Below are 14791 nucleotides of genomic sequence, written 5' to 3'. Positions count from 1 at the left end.
CCTCACTTGACGGTCAGCAGGGTACGAAAGCCCCCGCTACGCACGATGGCGATCAGCACGGGGGCGCCGATCAATGCCAGGATGACCCCGTTGGGCAGCTCGAACGGCTGGATCAACCAGCGCGCCAGAATGTCGGCCACCAGCAGGAACAACATGCCGAACAGGGCGGAGAAACAGACCTGCACCGACAGCTTCACCGGCTCCACCAGGCGGCCACAGTAGGCCGCGAGGAAGCCGACGAAACCGATGGGACCGGCGATAGCAATGGCGCTGGCGGTCAGCAGGGTGGCGGCCAGCAGCACGCCGATCCGCACCCGGGTCGGCCGGATACCCAGCGCCTGGGCCTGACTGTCCCCCATCTGCATCAGGGTCAGCTGGCGGCAGAGCAGCAGGGTGAGGGCGAAAGCGAGCAGCACGAACGGCAGCACGGCGATGATGGCGTCCATATCGGCCCCCGCGAGGGAGCCCAGATTCCAGAAGCGGTACTGCTCCAGCACCATCTTGTTGGAGAGCAGCAAGAAGCTGGAGAGGCCGCCGAAGGTGGCAGACAGCGCCACCCCTACCAGGATGAGCTTGAGGGGATTGGAGCGGCCTATCATCATGCCGAGTCCCAGCACGATGAGGTTGCCAAGCAGGGCACCGAGTCCGGCCCAGAGCAGATAACCGTAGGCGGACTCGACCCCGAACCAGGTGAGCCCGATCACCAGGGCGAAGACGGCGCCGGCATTGACCCCGAGCAGACCGGGTTCGGCCAGCGGGTTGCGAGTGGCGCTTTGCAGCAAGGAGGCGGCAAGCGAGAGAGAAACGCCCACCACCATTGCACACAGGGTGCGGGGCAGGCGCAGGGTATCGAGCACCATGGCCAGCTTCTCGTCGCCGGCAAAGCGGGGATCCCCCGCCAGATAACCCATCACTTCACGGGCGCCATACACCCCGGCACCAGTGGCCAGGGAGAGGCAAAGCAGCATGAACAGGAGGAACAATCCCAGCCAGAGCAGATACGTCTGGTGTCTAAGCACCCTTGGCTCCTTTTGTTGATATGTGTGGTTGAAACAGGGAACAAGGGGAGCCCGCGGGCTCCCCGAACTCATCACAGCTTGTAAGCCACGCCGGCGTAGACGGTGCGCCCGTCGAGGATCTGATCCGCCTCGGTGGCGACCCAGTCACGCTTGGTGTTGGTCAGGTTGTTGAGGCCGAACTTCACATCAAGCGCCCGGGTGGCGCTCCACACGGCGCCGGCATCCAGGGTGTGGAAGCCCGCCGTGTTTTCATAGGTGGTGCCGCTCAGACGTGGCACAGGCAGGATCTGGCTGCCGGTGTAGTTCCAGCCAAGCCGGGTGCTCAGGGTGTCGATCACTTGCCACTCCAGGGTGGCGTTGGCGGTGTGCTCCGGCGTCTTGTAGAGATCCTTGCCGGTGGTCTTGTCTTCCCCGTCAATCAGGGTGAAGTTGCCGGAGAGGCTCAGCGTATCCGTGATATCGAACCAGCCGCTCAGCTCCAGCCCCTTGATGCGGGCCTTGCTGACGTTGCGATAGGTCATCACGGAGGGGCGCCAGGTGGAGGTCCAGCCCTCGCTCTGGATCTTGTCCTTGATGTCGTTGTGGAAGGCGGTCACCCCGGCCCCCCACACGGTGGCGTCATAGGTGGTGCCCAGTTCATAGCTGACGGCGGTCTCGGGTTTCAGGTCCGGGTTGCCCACCACGGCGCAGCGACCGCGACAGGCAGCAATCCCGTAATCGGCGTTGGACTGGGCGATGGTCGGTGCCTTGAACGCCTTGCCGATCCCCCCCTTGACCACCCAGTTGTCGGTCAGGCTGTAGAGGGCATAACCGCGCGGGCTGAACTCGGTGCCATAGGTCTCGTGGTGATCGACCCGGCCGCTGAGGGTCAGGGCCAGATCGCCGAAGCCAAACTCGTCCTGCAGATAGAGGGCACTCTGATCGACGCTGACATCACTCCCCTTGAGGCTGACGTTGTGCTTGAGCTCGGTGATGCGGTATTCGGCGCCGCCGGTCAACAGGTGGCTTCCAAGGTTGCCGCTCAGCTGGCCGTCGAAGGTGTGGTTGGTCTGGGTCACATCGCCGCTCTGTTTGGTCAGGACCCTCATCAGTTCGGAGTCATCGAACAGGTCGACCTGCTCGAAGGCGTAGCCAACCCGGCTGTCGAACAGATCCCAGCGCCCGACGTGGGTCGTGTTGAGCCCCAGGCGTTCCATCTGCTGGATATTGCGCGGCGTCTGGCCGTAGTTGTTCCAGTGCGCCTCCCGATCGTCCTTGGCATAGTTCATGCCGACATCCAGATCCTGCTGCTCGTCGATGAGCCACTTGACGTTGGAGAGCATACCGAGCTTCTCGCGCTGCTCGATGGCATCTGCCTTGGGGTTGATGCTCTGCTCGCTCTGCCAGGCATCCCTGTGGTTGCCTTCCACCACGAAGTTGGCCAGCAGCTTGTTGTCGATGAGCGCGCCGCCCACATAGGCGCTCGCCTTGTTGACGTCCCCGCCGTGACCATCGGTCGGATCGCTGAAGGTGTAAGTTGCAGCCGCCTCGGTCTGCTCCTTGGGCTGGCGCAGGATGACGTTGACCACGCCCCCCAGGGCATCGGCCCCGTAGAGGGAGGAGATGGGACCGCGGATCACCTCGATGCGCTCGATGGCGGCCATGGGAATGGCGGAGAGATCGAAGTCGTTGCCGTAACCGGAAGTCAGGGCATCGCGGGAGCTGATGCGCCGCCCATTGACCAGCAGCAGGGTGTAATCCCCCTCCAGCCCGCGCAGTTTGATCTCGCTGCGGCCATAGCTGGTGGCCGGATTGATGTTGACCCCGGGCAGCTGTTTCAGGGCTCCGGTCAGGTCATTGACGTTGAGCTTGTCGAGCTCGGCACGGGTCACGACCGAGACGCTGGCGGGCGCCGTCAGTTCACTGTGACGAGTCTTGGTCGCGGTGACCACCAGGGTTTCATGGGCGGGATCGGCCGCGCCGGTTTGTGCTTGTGCCACGGCCGGCAAGGTAAAAAGGGACAACACCAGAGGATGAACTGCAAATAGTCGGGATGATGTACGCATCATCAACACTCCACATAGAACAGGAAAAGGCCAACACCACCGACATCCCTGTCTGACCTTGCCAGACCCGGCGCTGAGTGATTGGGCTGCTTATGGCACGAGCACAGGCCCATGCTTCTTCGCCCTGATATCAGTCGGCTCGGGCAGGAAACAGCCTGGCCATCCAGGGCGGTTCCTTCTCTATACGAAGGCGCCGTACCGACCGATTTCGGAACGGCGCAATACTAAATGCAAATCATTTTTATTTGCAAGAAATGAATCAGGTATTCTTTCGCGTCCGCTTAATTATCCATCACTTCGTGACGCGCTTGATGGTAAGCCTCCTCGCTCTTGCCCCTGCGCCAGTAAGGCACCGCATAAATGGCCTGGCGATCGACCTCCAGAGTTCCGCGTACATGGCGACGCAGCGGCAACACCAGCGCCTCTTCCCCTGCCAGCCAGAAGAAGCCTCCTTCCCGTTCAAGGGGCAAGCCCATGACATGCTCCAGCAGGCCGCTTGCTTCAGGTTCGCCGACAAACCAGTGGCAACGCACCCCGGTGGGCAGGGAAAGCGGCAGGGCGTCGGCCTGATCGGGTACCAGAATGGCGATCTCCCCTCTGGCATCGGCAGGCATCACTTCGCACATCGCCATGATGGCGGGCAAGGCGGTCAGATCCCCCACCAGACAGTAGTGAGCTGCCGCTGGCAACATGGGATTGGGGCCACCGGGCGCAGAGAGGATCGCCTTGTCCCCCGGTTTGGCCTGACAGGCAAAGGCGCTGGCAGGCCCGCCATCACCGTGCAGCACGAAGTCAACATCGAGCTCCAGGGACTCGCGGCGAAAGGCTCGCAATGTGTAGGTGCGGATGATGGGTTTGTCTGTCGGCTGCGGCCAGCGCGGACCGTTTGGCGTCAGGGTCGGCAGCACGGGCTCTGCCTGGTGGGATTGTGCCAGCATCACCTTGATGTGGGCACCGCCGCAGGTGTAGGGGTAGTCGGCCAGCTCACTGCCGGTAAAACAGATCCGGCGCAGATTGGGGGTAATTTGGGTAACGGCTTTGACACTCAACAGACGAGGACGGTTGGGAGGCAGAGTTGGGGACACAGATGAATTCCTCTTGCAGTAGATTACCCATGCTACACGCAAACAAGAATCAGTATCAAATGCGATTTATTCCCGTTTCATCGGTTTGTATCAGGAGTGTGCCATCATAGTCACTGGAGCCAGGCTCGCGGCGCCATGACGAAGGGGGATTTCCCCCTGCAAGCCAGCCCCTGTTCATGGCTGTACGGCGGTTTTGAGAGAGCCTGGGCAGGCTGCCATGCCACGGCGCCCGACCACAGTTTTTCGCGATCAAATTTTATTTCTCAATAAGTTTCCTATCCTTAGTGAAGCAGTTAATGTAAGCACAAGATGCCAAACAGGATTGTATGATGGATGACCAGATCCTGATTATTGATGATGACGATATCGTCCTTCCCGATAGCCAACAGGCTGGCTGGAAGGTGATGATCGTGGATGATGAACCCGAAGTTCATCGCATCACCAAGATCACCCTGAACAAATTCGAGTTTGACAATCGTCCCATCGAGTTTCTGCATGCCTACTCCGCTGCCGAGGCCAAAGAGCTGCTCGCCACAACACCTGATGTCGCCCTGCTGCTGCTGGATGTGGTGATGGAGTTCGATCATGCCGGCCTGGATGTGGTGAAGTTTGTTCGCGACGAGCTGCAAAACAAGATGGTGCGCATCGTGCTGCGTACCGGGCAACCCGGCCAGGCCCCGGAAGATGACGTGGTCACCAACTACGACATCAACGACTACAAGGACAAAACCGAGCTTACCTCCCAGAAGCTGCGTACCCTGCTGCGGGCCAGCCTGCGTTCCTACCGGGATATCCGCACTCTGGAGAGTAATCGCCAGGGGCTGGAAAAGGTCATCGAGGCCTCCAAGGGGATCTTTGAAAAGCGGGCCCTGCGCCAGTTTGTCGAAGGGGCACAGGCCCAGCTGACGGCCCTGCTTCATCTGGGAGAAACCCAGATCTATGATCTCAAGCAGTCGGCCTATGAAGTGCGGGATCAGATACTCGAACCCCTGCTGCCCGGCTTGCCCCCGCTGCGATTGAGTGACGCCCCCGAGATATTGCGCCAGGCCATGGCCAGCCGAGCCAACGTCTACGCCCCGGAGCAGATGGTGCTTTACTGCCAGAATCCGCGCCACCATCTGCTGTTTCATATCGAGACCTTTCGCCAGCTCAGCCAGATGGACACGGGTCTGCTCACCCTGTTCACCGAAAACATCATAGTGGCGCTGGAGAATATCCGGCTCAACGAGGTGATCGCCGACAACCAGCGGGAGATCATCTATCGCATCGGTGAACTGGTCGAGACCCGCTCAAAGGAGTCGGGACTGCACGTCAAACGGGTCGCGCTCTATACCGAATTGTTCTGCCTGCTGCTTGGCATGAGCGAGGAGCAGAGCGAGCTTATCAAGCGCGCATCGCCCTTGCATGACATCGGCAAAGTGGGGATCCCGGACTCCATCCTGCACAAACCGGGCAAGTTAACCCCGGAAGAGTGGGAGATCATGAAAACCCACGCCCAACTCGGTCAGGACATGCTCTCCGGCAGCGATCTGGCGCTGTTCCAGATTGGGGCCACTATCGCCGGCAACCACCATGAAAAATGGAATGGCAGCGGCTACCCTCGCGGTCTGACAGGGGAGAATATTCCGCTGGAGGGACGCATCGTGGCGCTCGCCGACGTGTTCGATGCTCTCGGCTCGGATCGCTGCTACAAGAAGGCGTGGCCACTGGATAAGGTGCTGGCCCTGATAGAAGAGGAGAAAGGGGAGCATTTCGATCCGAGCTTGGTCGAGCTGATGATGGCCAATCTGGACAAGTTCCTCGAGATCCGCGAACAGTACAAGGATGTCTATATCGGCGAGCACTAGCCGTCCCCTTCCCACATTGGCCTGCGACAGACACAGCAAGGCGCCAGATAAAAAAACCGCCCATGGAGGGCGGTTTTTTTATCCCGATGGCCTGTGTCACTGCTCCGGCAAGTTGAGATCCAGCTTGGTACTCGTGTCAGCGGACTCCGGGCTCTTAGCCTGTACTGCCGCCAGCGCCCGCTTCAGGGCCCGGCGTTTTTGCAACACCACAAACCCGACTCCACCGAGCACCAGCAGCAACACGCCTCCCCCGGCCAGCACCCAGACCAGCCAGCCCATCTCCTCTTCCTGCGGCGCTTCAACGGGCTGCGCGCTGGAGACGACAGGCGCCACCTCAACCGGCGGGGGCGGCGGGAATATGTTGAAACTCTTGCCGGGCAACAGGATCTTCACTTCGCGCCCCAGCAAGTTGGTGCCATAGAGCGTGGCTTGTACCTCGTACTGCCCTGGGTCCTTGATCATCGACAGGTCGATATTCAGCCTTGGGGCGGCCCCCGTCTGGCTAAAGGGATAACTTCCCCCCTCCTTGCTCGTTACCTTTCCCTGGATCACCACGGAGGCTGGATCCAGTTCATCCCGATCGATGAGGAATGCCATCTTGGCCCCTTGCACGTCAGAAGGCGGCTCCAGGTTATAACTGAACGGATAGGGGTAGAGCAGCACATCCTGATAACGGGCACGTTCAAACACCTGATTACCCGTGCTGAACATGGCGCGGTATTTGCCGGTCGGAATATCTTCCAAGACCGCCTCTGCGGTCATAACCCCATCCCCCGGCTCCTCGTCAAGCCCCTTGCCATCGTCATGATACTGGCCGAGCACCTTGTCCAGCACCACCTCCTGCTGTTTGTCATCGCTGTACGACTGCAACCTGACGGTCATCCCCAGCTCGGAGAGATAGTAGTTGTCTGCAGGCTGCTCCCCCGCTATCTGCAACCAGGATTTGAGCTTGATCACCTCTCCCTGATAGAGCTGCATCGGCAGCGCTTCGATATCCAGCTTGATATCGGAGAGGATGCGTACCCGATTGTCCGGATCCACCTCCCCTATCGCCTGCCAGGGACCCGGCATGGGATTGCGCAGGGTGATGAGGTCATATTCGGGCAACGCCAGCCAACCCACATCGGCAGGCTTGACCCGGCCCACGTAAAGCTTGCTGCCATCGGGTCGCACCAGGATCACCGACGGGGTGCCCGCCTTGCGCTTGATGATGAAGGTGATCTCCTTCACCCCGTAGTCGATGCGAAAGCGGTTATCCAGCAAGGGGATGTCGGAAGGCGCAAACACCTCGGTCGCCGCCGCCTCCAGCGAACAGAGCAACAGGAGAGAAACCCACCACCTGCTCATTGCCGCCACAGACAACTTCCTCCCTTCTTTTGCACCAGATCCAGCCTCGCCTCGTGCAGCGCCTGCACCTCGGCGCTGGCCCGCACCACTTTGAGGGGCGGACGATGGCTTTCCAGCCGTCGGATGCTGGTGTCCTGGTTGCTCTCGCTCTCGCTGCTTTCGGTCGCCAGATTCAGTTTGGTCTGACCACCCGTCATCAACAGGTAGACGTCCGCCAGGATCTCCGCATCGAGCAAGGCCCCGTGCAGGGTCCGGTGGGAGTTGTCTATGCCGTAGCGATCACAGAGCACATCCAGGTTGTTGCGCTTGCCCGGGAAGAGGTCCCGCGCCATCGCCAGGGTATCCGTGATGCTGCAGATATCGGCGGTTTTGAAATCGAGTCCGAGCTTGCTGAACTCGTAGTCCATGAAGCTGACGTCAAACGGCGCGTTGTGGGCGATGAGCTCGGCACCGCGGATAAACTCGATGAACTCGTCGGCGATCTGGTTAAAGGAGGGTTTGTCGGCCAGGAAGGCGTCGGTAATGCCGTGCACCTGCACCGCTTCCGGGTCCACCAGCCGATCCGGCTTGATATAGACGTGGTAATGGTTGCCAGTCAGCTTGCGGTTGATCACCTCCACACAGCCGATTTCGATGATGCGGTGACCCAGATAGACGGGGCCGCCACCTGTGTTCATACCTGTGGTTTCAGTATCCAGAATGATCTGGCGATTCAGTTGGGGTGTGTTCATGATCCAATCTATGTCAAACTTCGGCTTTACCCGCTAGTTTACCCCAAGCCTTCAGCTAAAACAGATTGATTACTCATGTTAAAACAGATTGATTTATTCACGGATGGCTCCTGCCTCGGCAATCCGGGCCCGGGCGGTTACGGTGCCGTCATGGTTTATGGCAAGCATCGCAAAGAGATCAGCGCCGGTTTTCGGCTCACCACTAATAACCGGATGGAGCTGATGGCCGCCATCATGGGCCTGCGCACCCTGAACGAGCCCTGCCAGGTTCGCCTCACCACCGACAGCCAGTATGTGCGCCAGGGGATCACCCAGTGGATCATCGGCTGGAAGAAAAAAGGGTGGATGACGGCCAATCGCCAGCCGGTCAAGAATGTCGACTTGTGGCAGGCGCTGGATGCGGAAGTGAGCCGCCACCAGATCGAGTGGCTCTGGGTCAAGGGGCACTCCGGCCATCCGGAGAACGAACGCTGTGACGAGCTGGCCAGAGAGGCAGCCTGCAGCAAGCAGTTGGCCGAGGATACCGGCTACCAGCCCTGACGCGCCATTCCCGGTGTGGCCAGCGATTTTGGCAACTGCCAGCGGCGTCGCACCGGGATGAGTGGAAAGCGCCGCTTACGGGCGGCAATCACATAGACAGAGGCAAATCCCCGGCAATAATCTCGTCCCAGGCTCTCCCGCCACCAGCTATGCCAGCTTTGTCGCCCCATGAACGAGTAGCCAAAGCGTTCATCGAACATCACCTCGCACCCCAGCAACTGCAACCAGTCCGTGACCCGTCCCGGGGTAAACATCCGTGCCGACCAGGGTAACCTGCGCCGCAGCACCGGCATGTAATGCCCGATCCCGACCAGACTCAGCGGGTTGTAGCCGCTGACGATCAGCCAGCCATCGTCGGTCAACACCCGTTCGGCTTCGCGCAATACCTGATGTGGATCGGCAGAGAAATCGAGACAGTGGGCCAGCAGACAGGCATCGACGCTGCCGGTACGCACCGGCAAGTCCAGCGGATCGCCGTACATGTCGAGCAGCCGACCTTCGGGGGCGACACCGATCTGGTGGCGAATGGAGGAGCATTTGCAGGAGAGCTCGGCGCTCAGGGCACCTATTTTCAACAGATGATAGCCAAACAGGTTCGGGCACCAGTTGTCGAGCCGCTCCTGAATTTCACCCGCCACCCAGTCCCCCATGGGCAATGCGGACCAGCTGGTCGGGATCTCGATTTGTTGTTCGGTACGTGCCACCTGCATAATAGGGCTCAACTCGGGGTTTCGAACGCCATCCTGTTATATAAGATACCCTCCCTAAAGAGAAGCAGACTCATGTATCCAGTGATCACAGTTCCAGCCTTTAACGACAACTACATCTGGTTGATCCGACACGAAAATCATTGCCTGGTCGTCGACCCGGGCGACGCGGCTCCGGTGCTGGAGCGGCTGGCCGCACTGGAGTTGCAGCTCGATGCCATCCTGCTGACCCATCACCATCACGATCACGTCGGCGGCGTTGGCGAACTACTCGGCCACTTCCCCCACGCCAAGCTGTATGGGCCCAAACTGGACCCCATGCCGGATCACCACGGCCAATGGCTGGAGGATGGCGATCAGATCAACTGGCATGGTCTCGCCCTTGAGGTGATCCATGTACCCGGCCATACCCGTGGCCACATCGCCTATTACAGCGAAGGCATGCTGTTTTGTGGTGACACCCTCTTCTCCGCTGGCTGCGGACGCCTGTTCGAAGGGACCGCGGAGCAGATGTATCGCTCGCTAAAGCGCCTTGCGGCCCTGCCCGACGACACCCTCATCTATTGCGCCCATGAGTACACCCTGTCCAACCTGCGTTTTGCCTATGCAGTCGAGCCGGACAACCCTGCGATCCAGCGCCAGATCGGGCTGATCAGCAAACGGCGTCAACAGGGACTGCCCAGCCTGCCCAGCCGGCTCGGAGACGAAAAGTCATTCAACGTTTTTCTGCGTTGCGAGGCGGACTCGGTAAGATTTTCTGCTGAAAAACATGCACTAAAATGCGTGGAAAATCCGGTAGATACCTTCACCATCCTGCGCCAATGGAAGGACGTTTTTTGAGCAAACCTTGATCAGGGGGACGTTGCCCCTTATGATGCGGGCTGTTTTTGTTACAAATGACCGGAACGAGATGAAGGTACGAACGGCCTTATTGGCAGCGCTGTTGCTCAGCGGCTGCCAAAACCTGAGCCATCAGGATGACCGGGCGCTAACGGCAATCGAGCCGCTCAAGTCCCCCCAGGTCAATAAAAAAGCGAATAAAAAACATGCTTCACGTTTCGTTTTCGGCGATGAACAGCTGGACGAAATGGAAGATACGGACAATCTGTGGGTGCGTATCAGCGATGATATGCAACTGGATACCCCGGATAACCCCCGCATCAGGAAGCAACGCGAGTGGTTGCTGCGCAACGACAAGCATCTGGCGACCATTGCCAGCCGGGCTGAACCCTACCTGTATCTGATGGTGGAGGAAATAGAACGGCGTGAGCTGCCAATGGAGCTTATTACTGTTCCGATGATCGAGAGCATGTTCAATCCTCGTGCTCGCTCCCGCAGCAATGCGGTCGGTCTGTGGCAGTTTGTACCCGCCACCGGCCGAAACTTCGGCCTGCGTCATGACAACTGGTATGACGGTCGCCGGGATGTGCTGGCGTCCACCAATGCGGCGCTCGACTATCTGGAATACCTGAACCGCTTCTTTGATGGTGACTGGCTGCAAACCCTGGCCGCCTACAATGCCGGTGAAGGGCGGGTTCGCAACGCCATCGTGCGCAACCAGCGTGCCGGTCGCCCGACCGACTACTGGTCCCTCGATCTGCCGCGGGAAACCCAGATGTACGTGCCCAAGATCCTGGCCATGGCGGACATGCTCAGCAATGCGGACAAGTACAACATCAAGTTGCCGGTGCTTGCCAACCAGCCCAAGTTGCGGGTGGTCGAGACGGGCAGCCAGATCGATCTGAACGTGGCTGCCCAGCTGGCAGGCCTGCGCGTCTCCCATCTCAAGGAGGTCAACCCGGCCCTGAGTCGCGGCGTGATGTCCCCCCGTGGCCCCTACCGGCTGCTGGTACCGGTCGAATACGCCGATACTCTGGAGCTGGCGCTGGCGGATCTGCCCAAGAGCGAGCGTATCCGTACCCGCTCCTATCAGGTGGTCAGCGGAGACACACTGTCGCGCATCGCTCAGAACCATGGTGTCAGCGTGAGCGAGCTGAAACTGGCCAACAACCTGCGCAGCAACAACCTGCGCCGTGGCCAGCAGCTGGTGATCCCCCTTGGCGGCAAGGCAGTGGTCAGCAGCCAGGCCACGGTTGCCAGCAAGCCGCAGCAGCTGGCGAATCGTGGGAGCACGTCGAAGAACAAGGTGAGCTACAAGGTGCGCTCCGGCGATACCCTGTGGAGCATCAGCAAGGTTCACGGCGTCTCTCACAACGAGCTGGCCAAGTGGAACGGCCTGAATGCCAAGTCGGCCCTCAAGCCGGGCATGAATCTGGTGGTCTATCCCAAGCAGGGGAAGAGCAACAAGTCGGTGGTCTATCAGGTTCGCCGTGGCGACTCCCTCTCCTCCATCGCGGCCCGCTTCCAGGTGGCCATCAACGATGTGATGCGCTGGAACCAGCTCGACAAGGGGGACTACCTCAAGCCGGGCCAGGAGCTGACCCTGTTTGTGAACAACAACAGCTAAGCGCGACCCACGCCTTGACCCGATACAAAAACGGGGCCAGTCAACTGACTGGCCCCGTTTCTTTTCAACGCGGTAGCGACTAGTCCCATAGCCGGGTCGGCACCACCAGCAGCACGGTACGCTGCCCCACCTCCACGTTGGCATTGGGGAAGACGATGGCCTCGCGCGGCTTTTCGACCGTGTATCTCAGATCACCATCCTCAGCCAGCACGAACCCCTGGGGGAATTCGGTGAAGTTGTCCACGTCGCTGGCGAACAGGAAGCGAAACTGCTCGGATCGCTTGTTGATCACCCGATCGATGGCAAACAGGGTGAAGTCCTCGGCGCGCCAGGGCTCCAGTGCCAGCTCGTCCCGGGTCACCAGCTCCTGCAACGCGACCTTGGTCTCGATGAAGCGGGTCATGTCGTTCTCGCCAAACGGGCGTACCTTGCCAAGCTCCACCGTGAAGGCGTGGGCTCCGTGCTGGTGAGAGCTGTAATAGCTGAAGGTGGTGGTGGGGCCACCGGAGAGCAAGATGGTCCTCACTCCGCAGGCACCGAGAAACTGAACCTGCTCCCGGCAGTGGGGGCGCTCGTGGGGGAAGGGATAGACGGCAAACTTCTCATGGCGCGAGCCACGAATGGCGGTGTGCAGATCGTAGTGATAGCGCGGGCGGTCCGGATCGGCGAAGAAGCGGCTCACATACTGCTCGAGGCGCATGGCGCGGATCCGCTCCCGGTTGCACAGCCCCTCCCCCTTGCTGTGGGCGCCAGAGAAGAGGCGGTTCATGTTCTCCTCCACCTCCCGCACCCCGAGGTTCATGGCGGCCGGATTGCCAAACAGGAACAGGATCCGGTGACGGGCCTGCAACTCCCCCTCAAGCAATCGGGTCAGCAGCTGGTTGCAGATCTCGATGGGGGCCGTCTCGTTGCCGTGAATGCCACAGGAGAGCACGATATCCTTGCGCCCACCCGGTTGATCACCGGCCCCGGAGGCGGGCTCGAGGCAGAGCACGCCGGTATCCCAGACACTCACCCTGTCGCCATTGGCCAACGCATAGGAAAAGGGCTCGAGCTGCCACTCATGGCTGCGGGTCAAGGCCAAAAAATCATGCTGGGGAATCATCCATCTCACCCTCTTGGTCTGAAACACTAGGGTGGATTATACGCAAGGCGACGCGGCTTAAAATCCGTTTTTTAAACAAATTCAAACATTAATGATACAAGTTAGCGAACAGGCTGGCACAGAAACCAATAGGATCAAGAGCAAGCATTAAAAGGTTGCTGGCGGAGAAAAACAGCGTGGTGCAGCCGCTCGATCACTGGCTGGCAAGGGGGATGGGGATCAGCAGAACAACGAGGCATCCATGCCCGGTCGATTAACCACGCCAGAACGGCTTGGTGGTTTCCTGATAGCGATCGGCTTCGCTCAGACCGATGTCCTTGAGCAGGTACTCGGGCAGCTCGGAGAGCTGGCGACGGCTGCGGCTGCGCTCCAGCCAGGTCAATACGGTCATCTTGGCACGAGCGATCAGGTTCAGCTCGCTGTCGTGGTGATAACCGGCTTGGGTATAGGTCATGTTGGCCATGGTATGGCTCCTCCGGGTTCTGATGTTTGCGCACTGGGCTTGAGTTTGATGCGCAAAGCTTAGTCAGGGGCCGGATCCGTCTCAATTGACGAATTTTGATACATGACATTAGCAAAACTAATGGTTAAATACGCAACGATTTAAATTTAACTTATTGAATATAAAGGATTAATAAAACACGAACAGCAACCGTATGCTGCCACAGCATATTGTGCTGGGCAGGAGCCCTCTATATATGCAATTCAGCACGCATCCTATGCACTCACAGCATGCCACCCCTGCGCCGATAACCTCGTCTTTACAGCATCTTGTTAAATTATTGATCTTTCATTGATCGTTATTTAACCCAATGACACACAAAAGAAACCTGCCTGACGCCGTCTCTTTCCCATGCATGAGGCCAGCAGCCATCCACGACTTGGCGCCTCGCCGCCATGCTGGTATGGTTATTTATACAGTGGTTTACCTATCACCGAGCCCGCGCCAAGGCCGGATGCGACAACAGGATCATCGATGGACACCTTTACCCCTACCGCCGCCCTGCGCCAAAAGATGGAGGCGATTGAAGATTCACTGGCCCGACTGGCCGCGCTGCTGCGCCAGCTCGAACTGAAAGAGGCCCATGTCTATCCCCTGCCCCCAGTCCCGCAGGGAGAAGAGCACGACCCCATCGAGCGGATCGAGGTGGGCTATCTGTGCGGGGAGGAGGCGCTTGCCGCCACCCTGGCCGCCTATCAGGACCACAGCGCCCGCCCGGGTTGCTCCACCAAGGCGACTCATCGCCTGCCCGGCTGGCTGCGCTTCCCGGCCGCCGCCGCCCCCCTGCTGGCCCCTCTGATTGAGGAGGTCAACCGCCACAAGCTTGAGTTCAAGGGACTGGTGCAGCAGGCCGGCGGGCGGGACGAGAAGTTCGAACTGGTCCACACCGCCCTGCCCGGCGTCATCACCCTGCAGGTCTATCGCAAGCTGACCCTGCTGAATGGAGAGCTGCAATCATTGGGATTTACCTGGGCCGACAAACAGACCATCAACCGCCTCAGCCGGGAACAGGTGCTGGAGATGCTGGAGCGCAGCCGCCGCTACGTGCCGGCCCTCTCCAACAACGAGGAGTGGAGCAAGATGGTGGATCAGGAGGTGTATGACATCCGTCGCCTGCCCGCTGATGCCGAGCTGCGGATCCGCCGCCCGGTCAAGACCCACCCCATGATCAACCTGTTGTGGCAGGCGCGCACACCCCGCAAGCAGCAGATCAAGGCGAGCCTGCCCCTGCTGCTCTGCGCAGACAGCTCCCCCGCTGTGACTCATCTTGGCCACTACCCGCCCAAGAGCCGGCAGGCGCGGCGTGATCGCAAGATTGGCGGCGAGCCCATCATAGAGCGGCTCCACCTCTACCTCTATCAGGGGTAAGCGGCGTCCGACCCTGTGCAGATTGACC

At 59.8% G+C, this 14791-nt stretch carries 13 protein-coding genes; 5 read left to right on the top strand and 8 right to left on the bottom strand.

Going from position 1 to position 14791, the window contains the following annotated elements:
- Nucleotides 1-2: 2 nt before the first annotated feature.
- The 3 genes from BN1123_RS17070 to BN1123_RS17060 all read right to left on the bottom strand — a co-directional run bounded on the left by BN1123_RS17070 (nucleotide 3) and on the right by BN1123_RS17060 (nucleotide 4149).
- Complete coding sequence (locus tag BN1123_RS17070; protein ID WP_042028497.1) at nucleotides 3-1019, bottom strand: FecCD family ABC transporter permease; 1017 nt, start codon at nucleotides 1017-1019, stop codon at nucleotides 3-5.
- 71 nt (nucleotides 1020-1090) lie between these two features.
- Complete coding sequence (locus BN1123_RS17065; protein ID WP_042028683.1) at nucleotides 1091-3064, bottom strand: TonB-dependent receptor domain-containing protein; 1974 nt, start codon at nucleotides 3062-3064, stop codon at nucleotides 1091-1093.
- Between the two features lie 281 nt (nucleotides 3065-3345).
- Nucleotides 3346-4149, bottom strand: a complete 804-nt coding sequence (locus tag BN1123_RS17060; RefSeq protein WP_042028496.1) for a siderophore-interacting protein — start codon at nucleotides 4147-4149, stop codon at nucleotides 3346-3348.
- 329 nt (nucleotides 4150-4478) lie between these two features.
- Between BN1123_RS17060 and BN1123_RS17055 the strand changes: the two genes are divergently transcribed.
- Nucleotides 4479-5996 (top strand): HD domain-containing phosphohydrolase, encoded by a 1518-nt coding sequence (locus BN1123_RS17055; protein WP_042028494.1) that lies wholly within the window; start codon nucleotides 4479-4481, stop codon nucleotides 5994-5996.
- A 96-nt stretch (nucleotides 5997-6092) separates the two neighbouring features.
- Here the strand turns inward: BN1123_RS17055 and BN1123_RS17050 are convergent, their stop codons facing one another.
- Nucleotides 6093-7343, bottom strand: a complete 1251-nt coding sequence (locus tag BN1123_RS17050) for a TIGR03503 family protein (RefSeq protein WP_042028493.1) — start codon at nucleotides 7341-7343, stop codon at nucleotides 6093-6095.
- Nucleotides 7340-8074, bottom strand: a complete 735-nt coding sequence (gene dnaQ, locus BN1123_RS17045) for a DNA polymerase III subunit epsilon (protein ID WP_042028491.1) — start codon at nucleotides 8072-8074, stop codon at nucleotides 7340-7342. The genes BN1123_RS17050 and dnaQ overlap by 4 nt, the downstream gene beginning before the upstream one ends.
- A 75-nt stretch (nucleotides 8075-8149) precedes the next feature.
- Here dnaQ and rnhA point away from each other — a divergent pair, with 75 nt between their 5' ends.
- The gene (rnhA, locus tag BN1123_RS17040; RefSeq protein ID WP_026457477.1) at nucleotides 8150-8614 is read left to right on the top strand and encodes a ribonuclease HI; all 465 of its coding nucleotides are present in this window, start codon (nucleotides 8150-8152) and stop codon (nucleotides 8612-8614) included.
- Here rnhA and BN1123_RS17035 read toward each other — a convergent pair.
- On the bottom strand, nucleotides 8602-9324 hold the full coding sequence (locus tag BN1123_RS17035; RefSeq protein WP_042028490.1) for a methyltransferase domain-containing protein: 723 nt from the start codon (nucleotides 9322-9324) through the stop codon (nucleotides 8602-8604). The two genes, rnhA and BN1123_RS17035, sit on opposite strands and share 13 nt — an antisense overlap.
- A 72-nt stretch (nucleotides 9325-9396) precedes the next feature.
- Here BN1123_RS17035 and gloB point away from each other — a divergent pair, with 72 nt between their 5' ends.
- Nucleotides 9397-10161, top strand: a complete 765-nt coding sequence (gene gloB / locus BN1123_RS17030) for a hydroxyacylglutathione hydrolase (protein WP_042028489.1) — start codon at nucleotides 9397-9399, stop codon at nucleotides 10159-10161.
- 70 nt (nucleotides 10162-10231) lie between these two features.
- On the top strand, nucleotides 10232-11788 hold the full coding sequence (locus BN1123_RS17025) for a LysM peptidoglycan-binding domain-containing protein (protein WP_042028488.1): 1557 nt from the start codon (nucleotides 10232-10234) through the stop codon (nucleotides 11786-11788).
- Between the two features lie 79 nt (nucleotides 11789-11867).
- Here the strand turns inward: BN1123_RS17025 and astE are convergent, their stop codons facing one another.
- Nucleotides 11868-12893, bottom strand: coding sequence for a succinylglutamate desuccinylase (gene astE / locus BN1123_RS17020; protein ID WP_042028486.1), 1026 nt, complete (start codon nucleotides 12891-12893; stop codon nucleotides 11868-11870).
- A gap of 253 nt (nucleotides 12894-13146) precedes the next feature.
- A complete protein-coding gene (locus BN1123_RS17015) occupies nucleotides 13147-13356 on the bottom strand; it encodes a DUF1127 domain-containing protein (RefSeq protein ID WP_026458132.1) in 210 nt (69 codons plus the stop codon).
- 513 nt (nucleotides 13357-13869) lie between these two features.
- On the opposite strand from BN1123_RS17015, the gene BN1123_RS17010 reads away from it, so the two are divergent.
- Nucleotides 13870-14763, top strand: coding sequence for a DNA replication terminus site-binding protein (locus BN1123_RS17010; protein WP_042028485.1), 894 nt, complete (start codon nucleotides 13870-13872; stop codon nucleotides 14761-14763).
- Nucleotides 14764-14791 lie beyond the last annotated feature (28 nt).

The organism is Aeromonas enteropelogenes (assembly GCF_000819845.1).
Taxonomy (GTDB): Bacteria; Pseudomonadota; Gammaproteobacteria; order Enterobacterales; family Aeromonadaceae; genus Aeromonas; species Aeromonas enteropelogenes.
This window is presented reverse-complemented; position numbering and strand designations above follow the sequence as displayed.